This window comes from Flexivirga alba (genome assembly GCF_042661025.1).
Classification (GTDB): domain Bacteria; phylum Actinomycetota; class Actinomycetes; order Actinomycetales; family Dermatophilaceae; genus Flexivirga; species Flexivirga alba.
Window position 1 is genome coordinate 1,672,174 of the sequence record NZ_JBHSWH010000001.1, and the last position, 24,059, is coordinate 1,696,232.

Sequence of the window (24,059 nt, forward strand, 5' to 3'; positions counted from 1 at the left end):
ATGACTGCCAAGGGATATTGGATCGGACGCATCTCGGTGCACGACGATGCCGCTTACGCCGAGTATGTCGCCGCGGCCAATCCGGTCTACTCCGCGCACGGCGGCACACCGATCGTGCGCGGCGGGCAGTGTGAGGGCGTGGAGGGCAGCTCACGGCCCCGCAACGTGGTGATCGAGTTCCCGAGCTACCAGGCAGCGCTGGACTGCTACAACTCGCCCGAATACACCGCGGCCCGCGCGATCCGGCAACGTGCGGCCGAGGGTGAGATCGTCCTGGTCGAGGGTTATGAAGGGCCGCAGCCCAGCGCCTGACGCATCGGCACCAGCTTGGCGTCCGACTCGCCGAGCTCGGACTCCGGCTCGGAGCCGGCAACGATCCCGCAGCCGGCGAAAAGCCGCATCTGGGAAGGGGTTTCGAGCTCGCCGCAACGCAGCGCGATGCCCCATTCGCCGTCACCGGCGGCGTCCAGCCAGCCGACCGGCCCGGCATACCGGCCACGGTCCATCAGCTCCAGCTCGGCGATGAGATCGCGCGCCGCCAGTGTCGGAGTGCCGCAGACGGCGGCCGACGGGTGCAAGGACGCGGCCAGGCTGAGTGACGAGACGTCCTCGTGCAGCACTCCCGCGACGTCGGTCGCCAGGTGCATGACGTTGGGCAGGTGCAGCACGAAAGGCGACTCGGGCACGTTCATCGAGGAGCAGTGAGGGGAGAGCGCATCCGCGACCGAGCGCACGGCGTATTCGTGCTCCTCCAGGTCCTTGCTGGAGCGGGCCAGCGATCCGGCCAGCGCCAGGTCGTGTTCGTCGTCTCCCGTGCGCCGGATGGTGCCTGCCAGCACGCGCGAGGTGACCAGGCCCTTCTGCCGCCGCAGCAACATCTCCGGGGTTGCGCCGATCAGGCCGTCGACGCTGTAGGTCCAGGTGTTGGGGTAGGAGTCGGACAGGTTGCGCAGTAGGTAGCGCGGATCGATCGGAGTCTCGGACCGGACGACGACGTCGCGTGCCATTACGACCTTGTCGAGCGCGCCGGACTGGATGCGCTCGACGGCGGTGCCCACCGCCGCCATCCATTCGGACCCGCTCAATGCGCCGTTGCCGACTTCGGAAATCGTTGGTGCGTCTGGACATTCGCTCGCTTCGAGGGGAGCGGCGCCCGATAGGTCGGCCGCCGTGCTGACCGTGGTGATCCACGCGACGCCGTGCTGGCGCCCGACGACGGTCGCTGGTACGTGCAACACGCCGCCCGCCTCGGACGCGGCGGCGAAGGCGAACGAACCGACGGCGATCAGACCGGACCCGGGCAGGTCGACCTGGCTCCGAACGACAGCGTCTTTGACGATGCCGCGCCACCACTGCTCGGCGTCGGCGAACCGCGACGTTCCCTGTGTCTGTATGGCGGTGGCGGTGCCCCATCCGACGAATCCGTCGCCCTCGCGCAGCCAGCACACGGGTGCTTCGGCGTCGGCAGGGATCAACGAGACGAGATCTCCCGGGTCCGGGATGCGCACCGAGCGCACCACCAGAGCCGGGTGGGATTGCGGCAACGGCATGGTCACGACCGGATACCTTACGCCGCACGTGGATGCAGATCGGCTCTCGCCATACGGAACAATGTCCAGCATGAATCGCGCGAGCCTCGACAAGCAGCCCCGTGACGTCGCGAAGATGTTCGACCAAGTCGCGGCGCGCTATGACATCACCAACGACGTGATGTCGATGGGCCAGGACCGGCGCTGGCGGAAGGCCGTCGTCGAGTCCGTCGCGGCCCGGCCGGGCGATCTGGTGCTCGACATCGCGGCGGGCACCGGCACCAGCACCGAGCCCTTCGAGCGTCTCGGCGCTCGCGTCATACCGGCCGACTTCTCGCTCGGCATGCTGCGCGCGGGCAAGCAGCGGCGTCCCGACATGGCCTTCACCGCGGCCGACGCCACGCAGTTGCCGTTCGCCGACGGAGTCTTCGATGCGGTCACCATGTCCTTCGGGTTCCGCAACGTGCACTCGACGCAGGAGGCGCTTCGCGAGTTCCGCCGGGTGACCAAGCCGGGCGGCAAGATCCTGATCTGCGAGTTCTCGACGCCGACCAACGCAGCCTTCCGCAAGGTCTACAGCGAATATCTGATGTCGGCCCTGCCGCGTGTCGCTCGCCGGGTCGGTTCCAACGCCGACTCCTATGTCTATCTGGCCGAGTCGATCCAGGCCTGGCCGGACCAGGCCGGTGTCGCAGCGCAGCTGCAGGAGGCCGGCTGGGCCAAGGTCGAATGGCGCAACCTCTCCGGCGGCATCGTGGCCCTGCACCGCGCGACCAAACCGGCGACGATGTAGATCTCGATACGCGATGTCCCCGCTTCGCTCCTCCATCCCAACTCGACCAGCTTGATCTTAGGATCGCCTAAGTAGGTGCGGCGTTCCCGCTGGGAATACAGTGCATGGGTTAGTGAAGACGTTCACAAGCTAGAAAGAAATCCCCGAGTGAGCCTCCCCGGCGTTAGCCCTGCCCTGGACGAGAGCGCCGACGTCATCGTCGTCGGCGCCGGCCCTGGTGGATCAGCCACAGCCGCATACCTCGCAATGGCCGGCCTCGACGTGCTGTTGCTCGAGAAGACCCACTTCCCCCGGGAAAAGGTCTGCGGCGACGGTCTGACCCCACGAGCCGTGCGTGAGCTGATCACGCTCGGCGTGCCGACCCCCGAAGACGATGGCTGGATCAAGAACAAGGGCCTGCGGATCATCGGCGGCGGCATGCGTTTGCAGCTGGAGTGGCCGGATGTCGCGAGCTTCCCGCCATACGGCTTGGTGCGCACGCGCCAGGACTTCGACGACATCCTGGCCAAGCACGCCGTCAAGCACGGTGCTCGGCTGCGCGAAGGCGTCAACGTCAACGGCGCGATCAAGGACGAGCGCACCCGCGCGATCGTCGGCGTCGAGGCCAAGGAGATGGGCGACGACGACCGGCCGACCGGTCGCAAGCTGACCTTCCGCGCGCCGCTCGTCATCGCCGCCGACGGCAACTCCTCCCGCCTCTCGCTGGCCATGGGTCGCGACAAGCGTGACGACCGCCCGATGGGTGTTGCGGTTCGTGCTTACTACACGAGTCCTCGCCACGACGACGACTACTTGGAGTCGTGGCTCGAGCTGTGGTCGAAGGACAAGAACGGCAAGCGCGTCCTGCTGCCGGGTTACGGCTGGATCTTCGGCGTCGGCGACGGCACCAGCAACGTCGGCCTCGGAATCCTCAACACTTCCAGTGCTTTCGGCAAGACCGACTACAAGGACGTCATGCGTCGTTGGGTCGAGACGATGCCGGAGGAGTGGACCTACAACGAGGAGACCATCACCGGGCCGATCCGCGGTGCCGCACTGCCGATGGGCTTCAACCGGCAGCCGCACTACGCCGACGGTCTGCTGCTGGTCGGCGACGCCGGTGGCATGGTCAACCCGTTCAACGGTGAGGGCATCGCCTACGCGATGGAGTCCGGCCGGCTGGCCGCCGAAGTGGTCGCGCAGGCCTTTGCCCGCACCGACGACGCCGGGCGCGAGCGCGTGCTGCAGTCCTACCCGACGGTGATGAAGGATGCGCTCGGCGGCTACTTCACGGTGGGTCGCCACTTCGCGCAACTCATCGGCCATCCGGAAATCATGCGTTTTGCGGTGCGTTACGGCCTGCCGCGTAAGACGATGATGCGATTCTTGTTGAAGGTGATGGCCAACCTCGGCGACGAGCACGGTGGCAAACTCGACGACCGAGTGATGTCGATGCTGGCTCGCGTGGTGCCGGCAGCATGAGCCTCAAGGTTTCGAACAGCGACGTTCGGAAGGACTCGTAAGCAATGAACTACTCCTACGCACCGCTGTTGTTCTTCGCGGGCATCGGTGCCGCCTTCGCGATCTTCTCGGTGCTCGGCGCCAGCACGCTGGCCGGCCCGAAGCGTTACAACCGCGCCAAGGTCGACGCCTACGAGTGCGGCATCCAGCCGAGCCCGCACGCCGAGGGCGGCGGCCGTGTGCCGATCAAGTACTACCTGACGGCGATGCTGTTCATCATCTTCGACATCGAGTCGGTGTTCCTTTACCCGTTCGCCGTCTCGTTCGACCGGTTGGGGCTGTTCGCCCTGATCGAGATGGTGCTCTTCGTCGTGACTGTGTTCGTCGCCTACGCCTTTGTATGGCGCCGCGGCGGACTTGAGTGGGATTGAGGTCTACCGACATGGGAATCGAAGAGAAGCTGCCCGCGGGCTTCCTGCTGAGCACGGTCGAGCAGGTCGCCGGCTACATGCGCAAGAGCTCGGTCTGGCCGGCCACCTTCGGGCTGGCCTGCTGCGCGATCGAGATGATGGCCGTCGGCACGCCCGACTACGACATCGCCCGCTTCGGCATGGAGCGCTTCAGTGCGACTCCGCGCCAGGCCGACCTGATGATCGTCGCCGGCCGCGTCAGCCAGAAGATGGCACCCGTCGTGCGTCAGGTCTACGACCAGATGCCCGAGCCCAAGTGGGTCATCTCGATGGGTGTGTGCGCCAGCTCGGGCGGCATGTTCAACAACTATGCGATCGTGCAGGGCGTCGACCACGTCATACCGGTCGACATCTACCTGCCGGGCTGTCCGCCGCGGCCGGAGATGCTGCTCAACGCGATTCTCGAGCTGCACAAGCAGATCCAGAACACCAAGCTGGGCGTCAACCGGGTCGAGGCCGCACGTGCGGCTGAGCAGGCGGCGATGGCAGCGACGCCGACGCATCAGATGAAAGGCCTCCTCGCGTGAGTGATGAGAAGAAGCCGGACGCGCCGAGCAGCGAGGCGACGACGACCGACGCGGTCACCCCGAACGAACTCGTGGAGACCACGACCGTCGGCCAGCCGATCAAGATCGCCGACCGCAAGGGCATGTTCGGCCCGTCGCTCGGCGGCGACACCAGCGGGTATGGCGGACTGAACCGCCCCGTGTTCTTCCCGGGCACCGCGAGCAAGCCGTATGGCGGCTACTTCGACCAGTTGACCGACTCGCTCGAGGCGGCATTGACTCAGCGCGGTGGCGATTACGCTGCTGCGGTCGAGCGCGTGGTCGTGGACCGCGGCGAGTTGACGCTCTTCGTGGCCCGCGAGCACCTTCCGCTGGTGGCAGAGGCGCTGCGTGACGAGCCGGCGCTGCGTTTCGAGCAGTGCCTGAGTGTGAGCGGTGTGCACTACCCGGAGGAGACCGGCCGTGAGTTGCACGCCGTCTACCACTTCATGTCGATCACCAATGGCAGCAAGCGAGTTCGCGTCGAGGTCGCAGTGCCCGACGGTGACGCGCACCTCCCGTCGATCGTGCCGACATACCCCGGCGTTGACTGGCACGAGCGCGAGACCTGGGACATGTTCGGGATCATCTTCGACGGTCACCCGGCGCTGACCCGGATCCTGATGCCGGACGACTGGCCCGGCCACCCCCAACGCAGGGACTACCCGCTGGGCGGCATACCGGTGGAGTACAAAGGCGCCACCGTGCCGCCGGCGGACGACAGGAGGTCGTACAAGTGACACCCGAGGCGACGGCCGGTTCTGGCGCAGCGAAGCAAGCCAGGACCGACGCATACGAGCCACGAACAGGCACTTCGTCGACCGACCCATTCGGCGCCACCACCCATGACGTCGACGACGACACCCCGGTGCTCAACGCCGTCGGCGGTGACTGGGACGACCTGGTCGACGAGGCCGCAGCTCTGCACGAGGAGCGGATCGTCGTCAACATGGGTCCGCAGCACCCGTCGACGCACGGTGTGTTGCGGCTGATCCTCGAGCTGGATGGCGAGACGGTCACCGAGGCCCGCGCGGGCATCGGTTACCTGCACACCGGCATCGAGAAGAACATGGAATACCGCACCTGGACCCAGGGCGTGACCTTCTGCACCCGCATGGACTACGTCATGCCGCTGTTCAACGAAGCGGTCTACTGCCTGTCCGTCGAGAAGCTGCTCGGCATCACCGACCAGATCCCCGCCCGTGCCCAGGCCATCCGGGTGCTGATGATGGAGCTCAACCGCGTCACATCGCACCTGGTCTGCCTGGCCACCGGCGGTATGGAGATGGGCGCGACGACCGTCATGACCATCGGCTTCCGGGAGCGCGAGCGCATCCTGCGGATCTTCGAGGCGATCAGCGGCCTGCGCATGAACCACGCCTACATCCGCCCGGGCGGCGTCGCTTCCGACCTGCCGGCAGGCACCATCGACCAGGTCCGCGAGAACATCCCGCTGGTCCGCAAGGGCATCGGCGAGCTCGAGGCACTGCTCAACGAGAACCCCGTGCTGAAGGCGCGCATGTGCGACGTCGGCTACCTCGACCTCACCGGCTGTATGGCGCTGGGTATGACGGGCCCGGTGCTGCGATCGACCGGCTTGCCGCACGACCTGCGCAAGGCCGACCCCTACTGCGGTTACGAGACCTACGACTTCGAGGTCCCGGTCCGCGACACCTGCGACGCCTACGCCCGTTACCGCGTGCGCGTCGACGAGATGTACCAGTCGCTGCGCATCGTGGAGCAGGTCATCCAGCGGCTCGACGAGCAGCCCGGCCCGGTCATGGTCGAGGACAAGAAGATCGCCTGGCCGGCTCAGCTGGCCGTCGGGTCAGACGGCCAGGGCAACAGCCTGGACCACATCCGGGAGATCATGGGCGAGTCGATGGAGTCCCTCATCCACCACTTCAAGCTGGTGACCGAGGGCTTCCGGGTGCCGCCCGGCCAGGCGTATGCCGCGATCGAGAGCCCCAAGGGCGAGATCGGCTGTCACACGGTGTCCGACGGAGGCACCCGTCCCTACCGGGCGCACTTCCGGGATCCGTCCTTCAACAACCTGCAAGCGGTCGCCGCGATGGCCGAGGGCGGCTCGGTCGCCGACGTCATCGTCGCCGTCGCTTCCATTGACCCCGTGATGGGAGGCGTCGACCGCTGATGAGTGAGATCAACAAGGTGCACGCGGAGGAGCGGAGCCACCCCTCCAACGCGATCCTGCACCCTCAGGCGCCGCTGCACGCCAGTGACGAGCCGTACACCGAAGAGCAGTTGACGCAGCTCAACCAGGACATCGACGAGATCATCGCTCGATACCCGGAGAAGCGCTCCGCGCTGCTGCCGATGCTGCACCTGATTCAGAGCGTCGACGGCTTCGTCAGCGGCCGCGGCGTGCGCCTGTGCGCCGAGCGGTTGTCGTTGACGGACGCGGAGGTCAGCGGTGTCGCGACCTTCTACACCCAGTACAAGCGCCACCCCAACGGCGACTACACGATCGGTGTCTGCACCAACACGTTGTGCGCGGTGATGGGCGGCGACCTGATCTACGAGCGCCTCTCGGACCACCTCGGCATCGGCCACGACGAGACCACCGAGGACGGCAAGATCACCCTCGAGCGGGTCGAGTGCAACGCTGCGTGCGACTACGCCCCGGTGGTCATGGCCAACTGGGAGTTCTTCGACAAGCAGACGCCCGAGTCGGCCGTGCAGATGGCCGACGACCTGCGCGCCGGCAAGGACGTCGCGCCGACCCGTGGCGCTGCGAAGGTGTGCTCCTTCAAGCACGTCGAGCGTGTGCTGGCGGGCTTCCCGGACGGCCACGCCAATGAGGGCATCGGCGCCGGCGAACCGTCCCTGGAGGGCCTGCGGCTCGCGCACCAGAACGACTGGCGTGCGCCGGGTGACGAGGGCGGTCCGCTGTCCGAGGACCAGCAGGACACCAAGCAGAACCAGGCGACCACCGACCAGACCGGCGGCCCGCTGCCCGGCCACCCGCACAGTTCGGCTGAGAGCCAGGAGGACTGATGGCTACCACGTTGACCCCGGTGCTCACCAAGCACTGGGACGATCCCCGCAGCTGGACCCTGGAGACCTACCGGCGCGAGGGCGGTTACCAGGCCCTCGACAAGGCGCTCGGCATGGACCCCGCGGCCCTGATCGAAGAGGTCAAGAACTCCGGCCTGCGCGGCCGCGGCGGCGCGGGGTTCCCGAGCGGCCTGAAGTGGTCGTTCCTTCCCAAGCCGGACGGCGGCCCGCGGTACCTGGTCGTCAACGCGGACGAGTCCGAACCGGGCACCTGCAAGGACATCCCGCTGATGATGGCCACGCCACATCTCCTCGTCGAGGGCGTCGCGATCACGTCGTTCGCCATCGGCTGCAACCACGCGTTCATCTACCTTCGCGGCGAGGTCGTGCACGTCTACCGCCGGCTGATGAACGCCGTACAGGAGGCGTATGACGCGGGCCTGCTCGGCAAGAACATCAACGGCACCGGTTTCGACCTGGACGTCACCGTCCACGCCGGCGCCGGCGCTTACGAGTGCGGTGAGGAGACCGCGCTGCTCGACTCGCTCGAGGGACGGCGCGGCCAGCCCCGTCTGAAGCCACCGTTCCCCGCAGTCGAGGGCCTCTACGCCCGCCCGACCGTGGTCAACAACGTCGAGTCGATCGCGTCGGTTCCGAGCATCATCGCCAACGGTGCCGACTGGTTCGCCGGCATGGGCACCGAGAAGTCCAAGGGCTTCGGCATCTTCAGCCTCTCCGGCCACGTGACCCGACCGGGTCAGTACGAAGCGCCGCTGGGCATCACGCTGCGCGAACTGCTGGAGATGGCCGGCGGTGTCCGCGAGGGCCACCAGCTGAAGTTCTGGACACCCGGCGGCTCGTCGACGCCGATCTTCACCGCCGAGCACCTCGATGTGCCGCTCGACTTCGACTCGGTCGCTGCGGCCGGGTCGATGCTGGGCACCCGTGCGCTACAGATCTTCGACGAGACGGTGTCGGTCGTCCATGCGGTCGCGCGGTGGACCGACTTCTACGCGCACGAGTCCTGCGGCAAGTGCACGCCGTGCCGTGAGGGCACCTACTGGATGAAGCAGATCATGACCCGCCTCGAGCACGGTGAAGGCACCGAAGAGGACATCGAGACCCTGGTCGACGTCTGCGACAACATCCTCGGTCGCTCGTTCTGTGCGCTCGGTGATGCATCGACCTCGCCGGTCACCTCCGGCATCCAGCTGTTCCGCGAGGAGTTCGAGCTGGGCACCCACACCCCGTGGTGGGAGGCCTACCCGCCGGAGCACTCTGCTCTCTTCCCGGTTACCCAGAAGGAGGCCGCGTCCGTATGACGACCGTCACCTCACCCGCATCCGGCGGTGACGCCGCGACCCCGCCGCCCCCGCCGGAGACCGTCTCGCTGACGATCGACGGCGTCCCGGTCACCGTGCCGAAGGGGACGCTCGTGATCCGGGCCGCCGAGAAGATCGGCGTCCAGATCCCGCGATTCTGCGACCACCCGTTGCTGGACCCGGTCGGCGCCTGCCGGCAGTGCCTCGTCGAGGTGCCCGACGCCGGCAACGGCCGCGGTATGCCGAAGCCGCAGACCTCCTGCACCTTGGCCGTCGCCGAGGGCATGAAGGTCGCGACCCAGGTCTCCTCCCGGTCGCCGACAAGGCGCAGCACGGGCAGATGGAGTTCCTGCTGATCAACCACCCGCTGGACTGCCCGGTCTGCGACAAGGGCGGCGAGTGCCCCCTGCAGAACCAGGCGATGTCCAACGGTCGGCCCAAGTCGCGCTTCGAGGACGTCAAGCGCACCTACCCCAAGCCGATCAACATCTCCACCCAGGTGCTGCTCGATCGTGACCGGTGCATCCTGTGCGCCCGGTGCACGCGCTTCTCCGACCAGATCGCCGGCGACCCGTTCATCGCACTGATCGAGCGCGGTGCGCTGCAGCAGGTCGGCATCTACGAGGAGAAGCCCTTCGAGTCCTACTTCTCGGGCAACACCGTGCAGATCTGCCCGGTGGGTGCGTTGACCGGCGCGGCATACCGTTTCCGGTCCCGGCCGTTCGACCTGATGTCGACGCCCTCGGTGTGCGAGCACTGTGCCAGCGGTTGCTCCATCCGCACCGACCACCGTCGCGGCGTCGTGCTGCGCCGAATGGCGCTGGACGACCCGGCGGTCAACGAGGAGTGGAACTGCGACAAGGGTCGCTGGGCGTTCAAGTACGCCACCAGCGACCGTGTCGAGACCCCGCTGGTGCGTGACGAGAACGGCGACCTGCGGGTCGCCGCGTGGCCCGAGGCCCTGGAGATCGCCGCCAAGGGCATCGCGCAGGCCAAGGCCGCAGGCGGTGTCGGTGTGCTCACCGGCGGCCGCATCAGCGCCGAAGACGCCTACGCCTACAGCAAATTCGCGCGTCTGGTGCTCGACACCAACGACATCGACTTCCGCGCCCGGCCGTTGTCCGCCGAGGAGGCCGACTTCCTGGCCAACTCCGTCGTGGCAACCGGGCCGGACAACGATCGCTCGGTCACATTCACCGACCTGGAGAAGGCGCCGTCGGTGCTGCTGGTCGGCATCGAGCCCGAGGAGGAGTCGCCGATCATCTTCCTGCGGCTGCGCAAGGGCAACCGCAACAACGGCACCAAGGTCATGTCGGTCGCGCCGTTCGTGACGCGTGGCCTGGCCAAGATGGGCGGCACCCTGATCGCGGCCGCCCCCGGCACCGAGGCCGAGGTGCTCGACGCGATCACCGCCGCCAGCGGCGACCTGGCCGAGACCGCGGCGCAGCTGAGCTCCGGGTCGATCATCATGGTCGGCGAGCGTATGGCGACCGTGCCCGGTGCCCTCTCGTCCGTGCTCGCCCTGGCTCAGGCCAAGGGTGCCCGGGTGGCCTGGGTGCCGCGAAGGGCCGGTGAGCGCGGTGCGCTCGAGGCCGGTGCCATCGGCAACCTGCTGCCGGGCGGTCGTCCGGTGGGCGACGCGGCCGCGCGCAGCGAGGTCGGCGCCGTGTGGGGCGCCGCCGACCTGCCCGAGCAGGTCGGTCGTGACTCCGGTGCGATCCTGGCGGCCGCTGCTTCGGGCGAGCTGGCCGGCTTGGTCGTCGGAGGCGTCGACCCGCGTGACCTGCCCGACCAGCTCACGGCCCAGGCCGGTCTGGAGAAGGCCTTCGTGGTGTCGCTCGAGGTTCGCGAGAGCGCCGTTGCGCCATACGCCGACGTCATACTCCCGGTTGCTGCGCAGCAGGAGAAGTCCGGTTCCTACGTCAACTGGGAGGGTCGCGTGCGGCCCTTCGAGAAGGCCATCGAGACCTCCGGCATCTCCGACTTCCGCGCACTCGACCTGCTGGCGGCCGAGCTCGGCGAATTCCTCGGCACGCGCACAACCGACGAGGTCCGCGCGGAGATGGAGGAGCTCGGTGCGTTCACCGGCGAGCGTCCGTCGCGGCCCCGGGTCAAGTCCCGTGGCGTACCGCGTCCGCTGATCGGCGAAGCCGTGTTGTCGACCTGGACCCACCTGCTGGACAAGGGCGTACTGCAGGACGGCGAGCCGTTCCTGGCCGGCACCGCCTTCTCGTCGGTGGCCCGCCTGTCGTCGGCTACCGCAGCCAGCGTCAGTGTGCGCGAGGGGGAGCGGCTCGAGGTGTCCACCAAGGACGGCTCGATCACCCTGCCGGTCGTCATCACCGACATGCCTGATTACGTCGTGTGGCTGCCCACCAACTCGACCGACAGCGCGGTGCGTGCCACGCTCGGTGCCGACGGCGGCGCAATCGTGACACTGGCCAAGGCACCGGCGACCGCTACCAAGGAGAGTGTGCAGTGACCGTCTTGGCACTCGCCGGCCCGGCGCTGGCCGCCAGCACCGACAACCCGGCGGCCGACTTCAGCGACACGCCCTGGTGGCTGTCGCTGATCAAGGCCCTCCTGCTGTTCGTCTTCCTTCTGGTCAACACGCTGATCGTCATCTGGTTCGAACGCCGCGTCATCGGCCGGATGCAGGAACGTCCCGGACCCAACCGCACCGGTCCCTTCGGTCTGTTGCAGACCCTGGCCGACGGCGTGAAGCTGGCGCTGAAGGAAGACATCACGCCCCGCAACGCGGACAAGCTGATGTTCATCCTGGCGCCGATCATCGCCGGCGCGATGGCGTTCGTGTCGTTCGCGATCATCCCGCTGTCCGGCAACGTCTGGATGTTCGGTCACTACACCCCGCTGCAGCTGACCGACGTGCCGGTCGCGGTGCTGCTGGTGCTCGCGGTCGCCGGTGTCGGCGTCTACGGCATCGTGCTGGCGGGCTGGTCGTCGGGCTCGACATACCCGCTGCTCGGTGGCCTGCGCTCCAGCGCCCAGGTGATCTCCTACGAGATCGCGATGGGCCTCGCGCTCGTCGCTGTGTTCCTGTATGCCGGGTCCATGTCGACCAGCCAGATCGTGCTGGCCCAGAAGAACCTGTGGTTCTGCATCCCGGCGTTCTTCTCGTTCGGCGTCTACATCATCACCATGGTCGGTGAGACCAACCGGCTGCCGTTCGACCTCGCCGAGGGCGAGGGCGAGCTCACCGGTGGCTTCCACACCGAATACTCCTCGCTGAAGTTCGCGATGTTCTTCCTCGGTGAATACGTCAACATGTTCACCGTCTCCGGGCTGGCCACGACGCTGTTCCTCGGCGGCTGGCAGGCCCTCCGGGAATCGCCGCCATCGGCGGCGGCATGTTCAACGGTGGCTGGTGGGGCGTGTTGTGGTTCGTCATCAAGCTGTGGCTGTTCATGTTCTTCTTCGTCTGGCTGCGCGGTTCGCTGCCGCGTGTCCGGTACGACCAATTCATGCGGCTGGGCTGGAAGGTCCTGATCCCGTCCACCCTGGTGTGGGTCGTCGCGGTCGCCTTCCTGCGTGCCTCGAACGAAGGCTTCCTGGGAAAGTCGATGATCTGGGGCGGCCGGCTGCATCGGTCGACGCTCATCACCATCGTGATCATCGTGCTGCTGGTGCTCGCCGCAGCGTGGATCTACGACTACAAGGCCGCCGCGCGGGAGAAGGCGATCCCGGAGCAGGCGACCGAGGTCGACCCCTTCGCCGGTGGTTACCCCGTGCCGCCGCTGCCGGGCCAGACCCTGCGCGAGCCGGCTCCTGCACTGACGCCGTCCGCGGCATACCGACCTGACGAGACCGATTCCGAGGAGGAGGAAACTCGTGGCTGACAACGACAAGCGCAACGACAAGCCGACCCCGTCCCACACTGACAGCGCCGACAAAGGACAGGGTTTCCTGTCCGAGCTGTTCGCACCGGTGGCCGGCTTCGGTGTGACCTTTTCGACGATGTTCCGCAAGGTCACCACCGAGGAGTACCCCGAGGAGAAGCGGCCCACCCAGCTGCGCTTCCACGGCAGGCACCAGCTCAACCGGCACCCCGACGGCCTGGAGAAGTGCGTGGGCTGTGAGCTGTGCGCGTGGGCCTGCCCGGCTGACGCGATCTTCGTCGAGGGCGCCGACAACGACGATGAGTCGGGGCAGCGGTTCTCGCCGGGCGAGCGCTACGGCAGCGTCTACCAGATCAACTACCTGCGGTGCATCTTCTGCGGACTGTGCATCGAGGCCTGCCCGACGCGCGCGCTGACGATGACCAATGAATACGAGCTGGCCGACAACAACCGCGCCGACCTGATCTTCACCAAGGACCAGTTGCTCGCACCCCTTCAGCCCGGTATGACGCCGGCCCCGCACCCGATGGTGGAGGGCATGGATGAGCGCGACTACTACCAGGGCAAAGTGACCGGCGCGACGACCGCCCAGCAGGACTGGGTGGCCGAGCACGAGGGTAAAGGGGAGACCGCATGAGGTTAGGTGGTGCGGAGGCAACGCTGTTCTTCTTCGGCGCCCCGCTCGCGGTCGTCGGTGCGCTGGCGCTGCTGTTCGCTCGCAAGGCGGTCCACGCCGCCATGGGTATGGCGCTCACCATGGTCATGCTCGGGGTGTTCTACATCGCCGAGCAGGCGGAATTCCTGGGCATCATCCAGGTCTTCGTCTACTCGGGCGCGGTCGTGATGCTCTTCCTCTTCGTCGTCATGCTGGTCGGCGTCGACTCCTCGGACTCCTTGGTCGAAACGATCAAGGGACAACGTGTCGCCGGCCTGCTGCTGGCGCTCGCGGTGATGATCAGCCTGCTGGTCAGCGTCGGGAAGATCGGCTTCGGTGGCGCCAAGGGCCTGGCCAAGGTCAACCACGACACCGGCAACGTCAGCGGGCTGGCCAACCTGATCTTCGGCCCCTATGTGTGGGCCTTCGAGGTCACCTCGGCGCTGCTGATCACCGCGGCGATCGGCGCGATGCTGCTGGCCCACCGTGAGCGGCTGCATCCCAAGGCATCCCAGGCCGACTGGTCGCGAGGTCGGGTCCGGCGCAACGAATTCGTCGCCGGCCTACCGGTGCCGGGTGTCTACGCCCGGCACAACGCGGCCGACGTCCCGGCGCTGCTGCCCGACGGCACGCCCGCCGAAGCCTCGGTGCAGCGGGTCCTCAAGGCACGCGGCCAGGTCGGGTCCGCCGAGTCCTACGTCGCGGCCGCCCAGGAGATCGAGGGCGAAGCCGGCGACATGAGCAGCAAGGAAGTCGGTGACCAGCGCTCATGAGCCCCGACCTGAGTGAGGACACGAACGTAGTGAGGCCCGGAGCGAAGGGAAGAGGGGCGGCAAAATCATGACGCTCACCAGCTACATCTACTTGTCGGTGATCCTGTTCTCGATCGGCAGCGCCGTCGTGCTGCTGCGTCGCAACGCGATCATCGTCTTCATGGGCATCGAGTTGATGCTCAACTCCGCCAACCTCGCCTTCGTGACCTTCGCTCGCATGCAGGGGTCGCTCGACGGTCAGGTGATCGCATTGTTCGTGATGGTGGTGGCCGCCGCGGAAGTCGTGGTGGGCCTCGCGATCATCATGGCCATCTTCCGCGCCCGCAGGTCCGTGTCGGTCGACGACGCCAACCTGCTGAAGCTGTGAGTCTGAGGGAGTATTTGTGACCATGCATGACGCCACAGGTGTGGCATCAATCGGCTGGCTGATGATCGGCCTGCCTGCGCTGGGCGCTGCCCTGCTGCTGATCGGCGGGAAGAAGCTGGACAAGGCAGGGCCGCTGCTCGCGGTGCTGCTGTCCTGGGCCTCGTTCGTCATCGGCCTGCTGGTGCTGCTGCAACTGCGCGGCAAGCCTGCCGACGACCGGGCGATGCACTTGCACCTCTACTCCTGGCTGCCGGCCGGCAAGATCAACCTCGACGCGGGTCTGCTGCTGGACCAGCTGTCGCTGACCTTCGTCATGCTGATCACCTTCGTCGGGTCGCTGATCCTGGTCTACTCGCTGGGCTACATGGAGCACGACCCCGACAAGCGCCGGTTCTTCGCCTACCTCAACCTCTTCGTCGCCAGCATGTTGCTGCTGGTCCTCGCGGACTCCTACCTCCTGCTGTTCGTCGGCTGGGAAGGCGTCGGTCTGGCGTCATACCTGCTGATCGGCTTCTGGAACTGGAACCCGGCCTACGCGACCGCGGCCAACAAGGCCTTCTTCCTCAACCGCATCGGCGACATGGGCCTGCTCATCGCGATGTTCGTGATGTTCTGGGCGTTCGGCCGGCTCGACTTCGCCGGCGTCAACGCCGGTGTCGCGCACGCCGGCAAGGGCACGCTGCTCGCGATGGGACTCGCCCTGCTGGTGGCCGCCTGCGGTAAGTCCGCGCAGTTCCCGCTGCAGTCCTGGCTGGGCGACGCGATGGCCGGCCCGACACCCGTGTCGGCCCTGATCCACGCGGCAACGATGGTGACCGCCGGTGTCTATCTGATCGTGCGCAGCCACGTGATCTTCAACGCCTCCGAGAACGCCCGCCTCGCGGTCTGCATCGTCGGCGCAATCACGCTGTTCGCCGGAGCGGTGATCGGCTGTGCCAAGGACGACCTGAAGAAGGCGCTCGCCGCATCGACCATGTCGCAGATCGGCTACATGGTGCTGGCCGCAGGGCTCGGCCCGGTCGGCTACGCCTTCGCGATCTTCCACCTGGTGACGCACGGCTTCTTCAAGGCCGGGATGTTCCTCGGTGCCGGGTCGGTCATGCACGGCATGAACGACCAGGTCAACATGCGCCGGTTCGGTGGACTCGGGATGGTCATGAAGATCACCTGGGTCACCTTCGGGCTGGGCTTCCTGGCCATCATCGGCTTCCCCGGCCTGTCCGGCTTCTGGTCCAAGGACAAGATCATCGAGGCAGCATTCGAGGGCAGCGGCTGGAAGCCGTGGGTCTTCGGCCTGACCGCCCTGATCGCCGCCGGTGTCACCGCGTTCTACATGTCGCGGATGTTCTTCATGACGTTCATGGGCAAGCGCCGGTGGACCGAGGACGTCCACCCGCACGAGTCGCCGCTGACCATGACGATCCCGATGATGGTGCTCGCCGTCGGCTCGGCCTTCCTCGGTCTCATCCTCGGCCCGACCGGCATCATCACCGACTGGCTGGAGCCGGTCGTGGGCAAGCACGAAGGCGGCGAGCACGTCCTCGGCGCCGCCCCGCTGATGGTGGCAACCTTCGTGCTGATGGTGATCGGCATCGCCATGGCGTGGCGGATGTACTGGCGCGACGACGTGCCGGTCACTCCACCGGTCGGTTCGCCGCTCACCCAGGCCGCCCGTCGTGACCTCGGTCAGGACGACTTCAACCAGGCCGTCATACAACGTCCAGGTCTCCACCTGACCCGCGCGCTCGTCTTCTTCGACAACAAGGTCGTCGACGGCGTGGGCAACGGTTCGGCAGCCGGCATTGGCGGCAGCTCCGCTCGACTGAAGAAGATGCAGAACGGATACGTGCGTACTTACTCCCTGACGATGCTCCTCGGCGTCGTAGCAATCCTCGGCGCCCTGTGGGTGGTGCAGTGATGACTGACTTTCCCTGGCTGACGACGCTCGGCGTCATACCCCTGGTCGGTGCGGTCGTCATCGCATTGCTGCCCAAGGGCGCAGCCCGCAACGTGCGACCCGTCGCGCTGGCGTTCTCGCTGCTCACCCTGGTGGTCGGCATCCTCGCCGCGACGCAGTTCAAGACCGGCGGCGGCCACCCGCAGTTCCAGCTGGCCGAAACCCACTCGTGGATCCCGCAATTCGGCGTTTCCTACGCCCTCGGTGTCGACGGTATGGCGCTCGCGCTCATCCTGATGAGCATCGTGCTGGTGCCGATCGCGCTGCTGGCCGCCTGGAACGACGTGCCCGAGCGCGGACGCCGCGAGCAGACCTACTTCGCGCTGATCCTGGTCGTCGAGACCTTCATGATCGGCGTCTTCGCGGCGACCGACGTCTTCCTCTTCTACGTCTTCTTCGAGGCGATGCTGGTCCCGATCTACTTCCTGATCGGGCTGTATGGCGGTGCCCGCCGGCAGTACGCCGCGATGAAGTTCCTGCTCTTCTCGCTGCTCGGCGGCCTGATCATGCTGGTCGCGGTCATCGCGCTCTACCAGCAGGGTCCCGGTGGCGACCACGGCTTCCTGGTCAGCTCGCTGACCGGGCTGCACATCTCCCAGGGCACCGAGCGGTTGCTCTTCGTCGGCTTCTTCTTCGCCTTCGCGATCAAGGCCCCGATGTGGCCCGTGCACACCTGGCTGCCGGACGCCGCGACCGAGGCCAAACCGGCCGTTGCGGTGCTGTTGGTCGCGGTGCTGGACAAGGTCGGCACCTTCGGGATGATCCGCTTCTGCCTGCAGCTCTTCCCGGACGCCAGCAAGTGGGCGACGCCGGTCGTGATCATCCTGGCCGTCATCTCGGTCATCTACGGAGCGATCGCGGCCATCGGCCAGAACGACATGATGCGGCTGATCGCCTACACCTCGGTGAGCCACTTCGGGCTGATCGTGCTGGGCATCTTCGCGGTCACCCAGACCTCGATGATCGGCTCGCAGCTCTACATGATCAACCACGGCTTCACCACCGCGGCGCTGTTCCTCTTCGTCGGCTTCCTGATCGTCCGCGGCAAGAGCAAGAACATCACCGACTACGGCGGCTGGCAGCGGACCACCCCGATCCTCGGCGGTGTCTTCCTGACCGCTGGCCTGTCGGCGCTGTCCCTGCCGGGCCTGAACTCCTTCGTCTCCGAGTTCCTGGTCCTGGTCGGCACCTTCCAGCGCTACCCGGTCGCGGCCGGCATCTCGGTCACCGTGGTGGTGCTCGCGGCGCTCTACATCCTGCTGATGTACAAGAACGTCTTCACCGGCCCGAAGCAGGAGCTGGTGGCCGCGGCCGACGGAACCCTCGCGTTGGGCGAGGGCGGCCTGCGCCCGTCGACCGGCATCACCGACACGCTCTTCGACGAGCCGGAGATCGCCAAGGAGGACGTACCGGACGCTGCCAAGGTCCGGGGTTCCGCCATACAGGATCTGAACCTGCGTGAGCGGGTCGTCGCCGGCGTGCTGATCGCGTTCATGGTCGTGCTCGGCTTCTTCCCGAAGCCCGCGCTCGACCTGCTGAGGCCGGCGGTCACCTCGACGCTGCAGCACGTCCATGTTCACGACCCGGCACCGCATGCCGGCGTCACCACAGACGGGAGCAGCAAGTGACCACGCCCGCCACCTTCACCCAGGCACACATCTCGTATGCCGCTGTCGTGCCGATGCTCGTCATCTTCGGTGCGGCCATGGTGGGTGTCCTCGTCGAGGCCTTCGTGCCCCGCGCGCAGCGTTACTGGACGCAACTCGGCGTCACCTTCGTCGGCCTCGTCGCGAGCTTCTTGACGCTGGTGCTGATCTCGCGCAACAACAAGGGCATCACCGCGGCCGACGCGGTGGTCATCGACGGTCCCGCGCTGCTGTTGCAGGGCACCATCCTGGTGCTGTCGTTCCTCGCGGTCATGATGATGGCCGAGCGGTTCGACACCAAGTCGGCGGACGCGTTCACCCAGTCGGGTGCTTCGGTCCCCGGCTCGCCGATGGAGACCAACGCGGTCCGGTTCGGGGCCACGACCACCGAGGTCTACCCACTGGTGCTCTTCTCGGTCGGCGGCATGATGCTCTTCGTCGCCGCGGGCGACCTGCTGATCATGTTCATCGCGCTCGAGGTGCTCTCGCTGCCGCTCTACATCCTCACCGGGCTGGCCCGGCGCCGGCGGCTGCTGTCGCAGGAGGCGTCGCTGAAGTACTTCCTGCTCGGCGCGTTCTCCTCGGCGTTCTTCCTGTTCGGCTCGGCGCTCGTTTTCGGCGCCACCGGCAGCATCAAGTTCAGCGGCATCGCCGACGCTTTGGGCACCGTGAGCGGCAAGGACAACATCCTCATCCCGGGTGTCCTGCTGGTCGCCGTCGGCCTGCTCTTCAAGGTCGGTGCCGTGCCGTTCCACGCCTGGACGCCGGACGTCTACCAGGGCGCCCCGACCCCGGTCAGCGGTTTCATGGCCACCACGGTCAAGGTTGCCGGTTTCGGTGCCATGCTGCGGTTGTTCTACGTCGCGCTGGAGGGCCTGCGCTGGAACTGGCAGCCGGTCATCGCGATCGTCGCGGTGCTGACGATGGTGGTCGGTGCGGTGTTCGCCGTGACACAGACCGACATGAAGCGACTGCTGGCCTACAGCTCCATCTCGCACGCCGGCTTCCTGCTGGTCGGTGTGGTGGCACTGAACAAGACCGGCCTGTCCGGGACGATGTTCTATCTGGTGGCCTACAGCTTCACCACGCTGGCCGCTTTCGGCATGGTGCCGCTGGTGCGCTCCGCCGGCTCCGAGGCGACGCACCTGTCGCAGTGGGCCGGCCTGGGCAAGACCAGCCCGGTTCTCGCGGCGACGTTCTCGTTCCTGTTGCTCGGTTTCGCCGGCATACCGCTGACGTCCGGTTTCACCGCGAAGTTCGCGCTGTTCTCCGGTGCGGTCGGTCACGGGTCGACCTGGCTGGTCGTCATCGCGATGCTGATGAGCGCGGTCACCGCGTTCGTCTACATCCGGATCATCGTGCTGATGTACTTCTCCGATCCGACCGGTGACACGCACGTGCTGATCCCGTCGCCGCTGACCGGTGTCGCGGTGACGATCGGCGCGCTCGCCACGCTGGTCCTGGGTGTGGCGCCGGCGCCGTTGCTGAACCTGGCGCAGCACTCCTCGCTCTTCATCCGATGAACAAAGCGCAGTCCCTGATGCCGTCGGCCAGCGATGCGCTGGCCGAGCGGCTCACCGACGGGCTGGTCGCGGTCGAGTCGCGGCTGGCCGAGGTGGTGCAGCACGAGGACGAGTTCATCGCCGGTGCCTCGCAGCATCTGCTGACCGGTGGCAAGCGCTTCCGCCCGTTGCTGACGCTGCTGGCCTCGGAGCTGGGCACCGGTGTCAACGACGCCGTCACGGACGCCGCGGTGGGGGTCGAGCTGACCCACATAGCCTCGCTCTACCACGACGACGTCATGGACGCCGCCGAGCGACGGCACGGCAAGGCCAGCGTCAACGCGGAGTACGACAACATCACCGCGATCATCGTGGGCGACCTGCTCTTCGGTCGTGCGTCGGAGATCGTGGCCGGGCTCGGTAGCGAAGCCGCGCGGATCCAGGCGCAGACGTTCGTCCGGCTGTGCGCCGGGCAGATCCGCGACGACCGGCAGGCTCCGGCTGACGCGGATCCGATGGAGCATTATCTCGGCGTGCTGGCGGACAAGACGGGCTCGTTGATCGCCACCGCCGCTCGGTATGGCGCGATGTTCGGCGGTTGCTCGACGGAGACCGTCGAGCTGATGCGGCAGTACGGCGAATACGTCGGCATGGTCTTCCAGCTGTCCGACGACGTGCTCGACATCGTGTCCGACGAGTCGGGCAAGACGCCCGGCACGGACCTGCGCGAGGGTGTCACCACGTTGCCGGTGCTCTACGTCCGCGCGTCGAAGGACCCTGCCGATGGCCGGCTGAAGGACCTCGTGTCGCGACCTCTCACGGATGACGCCGAGCACGCGGAGGCGCTGCAGTTGTTGCGTGCCCACCCGGCCTTGGAGCAGGCCAAGCGCCATACAGCATCCGTGGCGGAGCAGGCGGTTGCGCTGCTCGAGCCGCTGGGTGACAGTGACGCACTCACCGTGCTGCGCGCACTACCCGGACAGGTCGCGTCCCGGACGGTGTGACCATCAAGGTGGTCGAGTAGCGGGGGAGCGTATCGAGATTTCGTGGACGACCGTCCAAGTTCGTGACTAGACTTGCCGGCATGCCACGCCTGTCTGCGAAAGACCGCCGAGTCGAGTTGATCGACGCGACGGTGCGGGTCGCGGTCGCCGAGGGACTGGACGCCGCGACCGTGCGCCGCGTCGCCCACGAAGCGGGCGTGCCGCTCGGCACCGTGCACTACTGCTTCGGGTCCAAGGCCGCGCTGATCAGCGCTGTCGCGGACAGCATCGAGCAGCCGAGCATCGATGTCGCCCTGCTGGAGGCACTGCCGACCGACCAAGCCCTCTTCGCCGCGTTCCGCGCGTATTGGGAGCAGATCGGCAGTGATCGCCGTCGTCAGCTGCTGATCTACGAACTGCTCGCACACCTCTCGCGGGGCGATGAAGCCAGCCGAGAGATCGCCCGCCGGCTGCTCGATCGTGCGTATGGCGCCGTCCTGGGTGCGCTGCGTGCGTATGCCGAGGACCTCGGGCGCGAGTTGCCCGTGGAGCCGGAGGTTCTCGCCCGCCTGATCATCGCCGTGACCGACGGCGTGAGCCTCGCGTGGATCGTGACCAGCGACGACGCGCAGGCGCAGGTCGTCCTGGAGACCTTCGCGCGGTTGCTGGCAGCACTCTTCGACCAGGGGAGTGCGTCCGCATGAGGCTCGGCATACCGCGGCGTCGGGACCGCCGGGGGACCGCTGTGTGGGATGCCGTGTCGGGTGTCGGCGCACCGGTTGCTGTGCTCGATCTGAACGCCTGCGATCACAACGTGGCCGAGATGAGTTCACGGGCCGGTGACCTGCCGATTCGCTTGGCCTCCAAGTCGATTCGCGTCCGTGGGCTCATCGACAAGGTGCTTGCGGAGCCCGGTTACCACGGTGTTCTTGCCTACTCGGCGGCCGAGGCACGGTGGTTGGCGCAGCACGGTGTCGAAGACGTGCTGGTCGCCTACCCGACCGTCGACGTCGCGACGGTCTCCGCCGTCGCGGCGGACCCGATGCTGCGCGAGCGGGTCACCTTCATGGCCGACCTGCCCGACCATCTGCGGTTGTTGGGCCGTGCAGCGCAAGGTGCGCAGGTGCGGGTCTGTCTCGACATCGACAGCTCGCTCGACCTGGGTCCGGTGCACCTGGGGGTGCACCGCTCCAGCGTGCACACACCCGACGAGGCGGGCGAATTCGCCCGCCTGGCAGCAGGTTTCGATTCGTTGGCGCTCATCGGTCTGATGTTCTACGACGCGCAGATCGCCGGCATGCAGGACACCGGTCCCGCCATACGACTGGTGAAGCGGAAGTCCGCCGACGACCTGCGGGTGCGTCGCCAGGAGGTGCGAGCGGCCGTGGAGCAGCACACGAAGCTCGAGCTGGTCAACGCTGGCGGCACCGGCAGCCTGCACGCCGACTGGGACAGCTCGGTGACCGAACTCGCAGCAGGGTCAGGGCTTTTCACACCTACGTTGTTCGACGGGTATGACGACACGGATCTGCAGCCGGCCGCCTATTTCGCCACCCCTGTGGTGCGCAAACCGCGGCGCGATGTCGCAGTGGCGTTCAGCGGCGGGTATGCCGCCTCCGGCGTCGCCGGCCCCTCTCGAACACCACGACCGGTGCACCCGAAGGGCCTGGCCCTGATCCGGACCGAAGGGGCCGGCGAAGTGCAGACTCCGGTGCGGGGCAACGGAGCCCGCGGCCTGGAGCTCGGTGACCTGGTGTGGTTCCGCCATGCCAAGGCCGGCGAGATGTGTGAACGCTTCAACGAGATCGTGCTGGTGCGTGACGGTGCGATCGTCGATCGGATGCCGACCTACCGTGGAGAAGGGCAGAACTTTGGCTGAGTGGAGCAACTGGGCCGGCACCGTCACCAGCAGACCGGAGGAGACGGTCCTGGTGCGCGACATCCCGCACCTGCAGCTGTTGTGCGAGGAATCGATGCTTGCCGGGCGGCGGGTGAAGGCGGTCGGGGCAGGTCACTCGTTCACCGGCATCGCGGAGCCGACCGACGTGCTGGTCCGGATGGACCGGCTCTCCGGGATCCGCTCGGTCGACGAGTCGACGGGCCGCGTGTGGGTGCACGCCGGCACGCCGCTGCACGTCCTCGGCCCGGAGCTGCAGCGTCGCGGCCTGGCGATGACCAACCTGGGTGACATCGACCGGCAGACGATCGCGGGTGCGGTGTCGACCGGAACCCATGGCACGGGGGCCGGTTTCACCGGCCTGGCCGGGCAGTTGACCGGCATCGAGCTGGTCCGGGCCGACGGTTCGCTGCTCACCGTCAACGAGTCGGAGAACTCCGAGTTGCTGCCCGCGGTCGCGCTGAGCCTGGGTGCGCTCGGCATCGTGACGGCACTGGAGATCCAGTGCGTTCCGAAGTTCCTGTTGCATGCGGTGGAGGCTCCGGCCGCCCTCGACGAGACGCTCGACGGACTGACCGAACGCGTCGACAGCACAGACCATTTCGAGTTCTACTGGTTCCCGCACACCGACCGGGTGCTTACCAAGAGCAACACCCGCCTCGACGATGAGTCGGAGCGCGCGCCGCTGCCGGCCTGGCGCAGTCGGCTCGACGACGACCTGCTGTCCAACAAGCTCTTCGGTGTGCTCAACAAGGCCGCGACCCGTGCGCCGGGAATCATCCCGGCGGTCAACCAGGTGTCTGCCCGGGCGTTGTCCCGTCGCGAGTTCACCGACTGGTCCTACCGCGTCTTCGCCTCCGAGCGGGACGTCGTCTTCCGCGAGACCGAGATCGCCATACCGAGGGATGCAGTCCCGGAGGTGCTGCGTGAGCTGCGGTCCTGGCTGGCGCGCAAGGTCGAGGTCGTGACGTTCCCCGTCGAGGTGCGATTCGCCGCGCCGGACGAGCTGTGGATGTCGACGGCATACGAGCGGGAGACGGGCTACATCGCCATACATCAGTATGTCGCGCGCGACCACCGTCGCTATTTCGAGGCGTTCTGGTCGATGCTCGATGGCCTCGACGCGCGCCCGCACTGGGGCAAGATGCACGACCTCGGTGCTGCCGAATTGCGTTCTCGCTACCCGAAGTTCGACGACTTCGTCGCGCTGCGAGATCGCCTCGACCCGCAGCGTGTCTTCAGCAACCCCTACCTTGACCGCGTCCTGGGGTAAGCCGCGCCGCGAACCCGTCGAGAGGCTCAGAAACC

General features: G+C 67.1%; 20 protein-coding genes and 2 pseudogenes. 21 read left to right on the forward strand and 1 reads right to left on the reverse strand.

Annotation, left to right across the window (positions count from 1 at the left end; all coding sequences use genetic code 11):
* Entirely contained in the window at positions 1 to 312 is a 312-nt protein-coding gene (locus tag ACFQDH_RS08135; protein ID WP_382400200.1) for a DUF1330 domain-containing protein, read from the forward strand.
* Here the strand turns inward: ACFQDH_RS08135 and ACFQDH_RS08140 are convergent.
* Positions 285 to 1,550: an isochorismate synthase gene (locus tag ACFQDH_RS08140; RefSeq protein ID WP_382404831.1), complete on the reverse strand. Its 1,266-nt coding sequence runs from the start codon at positions 1,548 to 1,550 to the stop codon at positions 285 to 287. The two genes, ACFQDH_RS08135 and ACFQDH_RS08140, sit on opposite strands and share 28 nt — an antisense overlap.
* A 70-nt stretch (positions 1,551 to 1,620) precedes the next feature.
* Between ACFQDH_RS08140 and ACFQDH_RS08145 the strand changes: the two genes are divergently transcribed.
* The 20 genes and pseudogenes from ACFQDH_RS08145 (at position 1,621) to ACFQDH_RS08240 (ending at position 24,024) form a co-directional block, all read left to right on the forward strand.
* Complete coding sequence (locus ACFQDH_RS08145; protein WP_382400202.1) at positions 1,621 to 2,322, forward strand: demethylmenaquinone methyltransferase; 702 nt, start codon at positions 1,621 to 1,623, stop codon at positions 2,320 to 2,322.
* 147 nt (positions 2,323 to 2,469) lie between these two features.
* Complete coding sequence (locus tag ACFQDH_RS08150) at positions 2,470 to 3,783, forward strand: geranylgeranyl reductase family protein (protein WP_382400204.1); 1,314 nt, start codon at positions 2,470 to 2,472, stop codon at positions 3,781 to 3,783.
* Between the two features lie 44 nt (positions 3,784 to 3,827).
* Positions 3,828 to 4,193 (forward strand): NADH-quinone oxidoreductase subunit A, encoded by a 366-nt coding sequence (locus ACFQDH_RS08155; RefSeq protein ID WP_382400206.1) that lies wholly within the window; start codon positions 3,828 to 3,830, stop codon positions 4,191 to 4,193.
* Between the two features lie 11 nt (positions 4,194 to 4,204).
* Positions 4,205 to 4,759: a NuoB/complex I 20 kDa subunit family protein gene (locus tag ACFQDH_RS08160; RefSeq protein ID WP_188836747.1), complete on the forward strand. Its 555-nt coding sequence runs from the start codon at positions 4,205 to 4,207 to the stop codon at positions 4,757 to 4,759.
* On the forward strand, positions 4,756 to 5,517 hold the full coding sequence (locus ACFQDH_RS08165; RefSeq protein WP_382400208.1) for an NADH-quinone oxidoreductase subunit C: 762 nt from the start codon (positions 4,756 to 4,758) through the stop codon (positions 5,515 to 5,517). The genes ACFQDH_RS08160 and ACFQDH_RS08165 overlap by 4 nt, the downstream gene beginning before the upstream one ends.
* 128 nt (positions 5,518 to 5,645) lie before the next feature.
* Positions 5,646 to 6,929, forward strand: a complete 1,284-nt coding sequence (locus ACFQDH_RS08170) for an NADH-quinone oxidoreductase subunit D (protein ID WP_382404832.1) — start codon at positions 5,646 to 5,648, stop codon at positions 6,927 to 6,929.
* Positions 6,929 to 7,792, forward strand: coding sequence for an NADH-quinone oxidoreductase subunit NuoE (gene nuoE / locus ACFQDH_RS08175; protein WP_382400210.1), 864 nt, complete (start codon positions 6,929 to 6,931; stop codon positions 7,790 to 7,792). The genes ACFQDH_RS08170 and nuoE overlap by 1 nt, the downstream gene beginning before the upstream one ends.
* Positions 7,792 to 9,114 (forward strand): NADH-quinone oxidoreductase subunit NuoF, encoded by a 1,323-nt coding sequence (gene nuoF / locus ACFQDH_RS08180; RefSeq protein ID WP_382400212.1) that lies wholly within the window; start codon positions 7,792 to 7,794, stop codon positions 9,112 to 9,114. The genes nuoE and nuoF overlap by 1 nt, the downstream gene beginning before the upstream one ends.
* Positions 9,111 to 11,596, forward strand: a pseudogene (locus tag ACFQDH_RS08185) (NADH-quinone oxidoreductase subunit G). Before nuoF ends, ACFQDH_RS08185 begins: the two are co-directional and overlap by 4 nt.
* A pseudogene (gene nuoH, locus ACFQDH_RS08190) lies at positions 11,593 to 12,971 on the forward strand (NADH-quinone oxidoreductase subunit NuoH). The pseudogenes ACFQDH_RS08185 and nuoH overlap by 4 nt, the downstream one beginning before the upstream one ends.
* Before the next feature lie 67 nt (positions 12,972 to 13,038).
* A complete protein-coding gene (nuoI, locus tag ACFQDH_RS08195) occupies positions 13,039 to 13,608 on the forward strand; it encodes an NADH-quinone oxidoreductase subunit NuoI (RefSeq protein ID WP_382404833.1) in 570 nt (189 codons plus the stop codon).
* Positions 13,605 to 14,399 (forward strand): NADH-quinone oxidoreductase subunit J, encoded by a 795-nt coding sequence (locus ACFQDH_RS08200; RefSeq protein WP_382400214.1) that lies wholly within the window; start codon positions 13,605 to 13,607, stop codon positions 14,397 to 14,399. Before nuoI ends, ACFQDH_RS08200 begins: the two co-directional genes overlap by 4 nt.
* Before the next feature lie 67 nt (positions 14,400 to 14,466).
* Positions 14,467 to 14,766 carry an NADH-quinone oxidoreductase subunit NuoK gene (nuoK, locus tag ACFQDH_RS08205; protein WP_325550996.1) on the forward strand — a complete coding sequence of 100 codons (300 nt, stop codon included), beginning with the start codon at positions 14,467 to 14,469 and terminating at the stop codon, positions 14,764 to 14,766.
* Between the two features lie 22 nt (positions 14,767 to 14,788).
* Positions 14,789 to 16,684: an NADH-quinone oxidoreductase subunit L gene (gene nuoL / locus ACFQDH_RS08210; protein ID WP_382400216.1), complete on the forward strand. Its 1,896-nt coding sequence runs from the start codon at positions 14,789 to 14,791 to the stop codon at positions 16,682 to 16,684.
* On the forward strand, positions 16,684 to 18,351 hold the full coding sequence (locus ACFQDH_RS08215; RefSeq protein ID WP_382400218.1) for an NADH-quinone oxidoreductase subunit M: 1,668 nt from the start codon (positions 16,684 to 16,686) through the stop codon (positions 18,349 to 18,351). The genes nuoL and ACFQDH_RS08215 overlap by 1 nt, the downstream gene beginning before the upstream one ends.
* 53 nt (positions 18,352 to 18,404) lie before the next feature.
* Positions 18,405 to 19,892, forward strand: coding sequence for an NADH-quinone oxidoreductase subunit NuoN (nuoN, locus tag ACFQDH_RS08220; protein WP_382404835.1), 1,488 nt, complete (start codon positions 18,405 to 18,407; stop codon positions 19,890 to 19,892).
* A complete protein-coding gene (locus ACFQDH_RS08225; RefSeq protein ID WP_382400220.1) occupies positions 19,889 to 20,875 on the forward strand; it encodes a polyprenyl synthetase family protein in 987 nt (328 codons plus the stop codon). Before nuoN ends, ACFQDH_RS08225 begins: the two co-directional genes overlap by 4 nt.
* An 80-nt stretch (positions 20,876 to 20,955) precedes the next feature.
* Positions 20,956 to 21,558, forward strand: coding sequence for a TetR/AcrR family transcriptional regulator (locus ACFQDH_RS08230; RefSeq protein ID WP_382400222.1), 603 nt, complete (start codon positions 20,956 to 20,958; stop codon positions 21,556 to 21,558).
* Positions 21,555 to 22,733, forward strand: coding sequence for an alanine racemase (locus ACFQDH_RS08235; RefSeq protein WP_382400224.1), 1,179 nt, complete (start codon positions 21,555 to 21,557; stop codon positions 22,731 to 22,733). The genes ACFQDH_RS08230 and ACFQDH_RS08235 overlap by 4 nt, the downstream gene beginning before the upstream one ends.
* On the forward strand, positions 22,726 to 24,024 hold the full coding sequence (locus ACFQDH_RS08240; protein ID WP_382400226.1) for a D-arabinono-1,4-lactone oxidase: 1,299 nt from the start codon (positions 22,726 to 22,728) through the stop codon (positions 24,022 to 24,024). The genes ACFQDH_RS08235 and ACFQDH_RS08240 overlap by 8 nt, the downstream gene beginning before the upstream one ends.
* The last annotated feature ends 35 nt before the right edge of the window (positions 24,025 to 24,059 follow it).

What these genes read in the sequence shown, in the direction of transcription:
- ACFQDH_RS08235 (WP_382400224.1), top strand. Translation starts at nt 21,555, where the DNA reads ATGAGGCTCGGCATACCGCGGCGTCGGGACCGCCGGGGGACCGCTGTG.
- nuoF (WP_382400212.1), top strand. Translation starts at nt 7,792, where the DNA reads ATGGCTACCACGTTGACCCCGGTGCTCACCAAGCACTGGGACGATCCC.
- ACFQDH_RS08135 (WP_382400200.1), top strand. Translation starts at nt 1, where the DNA reads ATGACTGCCAAGGGATATTGGATCGGACGCATCTCGGTGCACGACGAT.
- nuoN (WP_382404835.1), top strand. Translation starts at nt 18,405, where the DNA reads ATGCTCGTCATCTTCGGTGCGGCCATGGTGGGTGTCCTCGTCGAGGCC.
- ACFQDH_RS08145 (WP_382400202.1), top strand. Translation starts at nt 1,621, where the DNA reads ATGAATCGCGCGAGCCTCGACAAGCAGCCCCGTGACGTCGCGAAGATG.
- nuoL (WP_382400216.1), top strand. Translation starts at nt 14,789, where the DNA reads ATGCATGACGCCACAGGTGTGGCATCAATCGGCTGGCTGATGATCGGC.
- ACFQDH_RS08225 (WP_382400220.1), top strand. Translation starts at nt 19,889, where the DNA reads ATGAACAAAGCGCAGTCCCTGATGCCGTCGGCCAGCGATGCGCTGGCC.
- nuoE (WP_382400210.1), top strand. Translation starts at nt 6,929, where the DNA reads ATGAGTGAGATCAACAAGGTGCACGCGGAGGAGCGGAGCCACCCCTCC.
- ACFQDH_RS08215 (WP_382400218.1), top strand. Translation starts at nt 16,684, where the DNA reads ATGACTGACTTTCCCTGGCTGACGACGCTCGGCGTCATACCCCTGGTC.
- ACFQDH_RS08160 (WP_188836747.1), top strand. Translation starts at nt 4,205, where the DNA reads ATGGGAATCGAAGAGAAGCTGCCCGCGGGCTTCCTGCTGAGCACGGTC.
- ACFQDH_RS08200 (WP_382400214.1), top strand. Translation starts at nt 13,605, where the DNA reads ATGAGGTTAGGTGGTGCGGAGGCAACGCTGTTCTTCTTCGGCGCCCCG.
- ACFQDH_RS08155 (WP_382400206.1), top strand. Translation starts at nt 3,828, where the DNA reads ATGAACTACTCCTACGCACCGCTGTTGTTCTTCGCGGGCATCGGTGCC.
- ACFQDH_RS08230 (WP_382400222.1), top strand. Translation starts at nt 20,956, where the DNA reads ATGCCACGCCTGTCTGCGAAAGACCGCCGAGTCGAGTTGATCGACGCG.
- nuoK (WP_325550996.1), top strand. Translation starts at nt 14,467, where the DNA reads ATGACGCTCACCAGCTACATCTACTTGTCGGTGATCCTGTTCTCGATC.
- ACFQDH_RS08140 (WP_382404831.1), bottom strand. Translation starts at nt 1,550, where the DNA reads ATGCCGTTGCCGCAATCCCACCCGGCTCTGGTGGTGCGCTCGGTGCGC.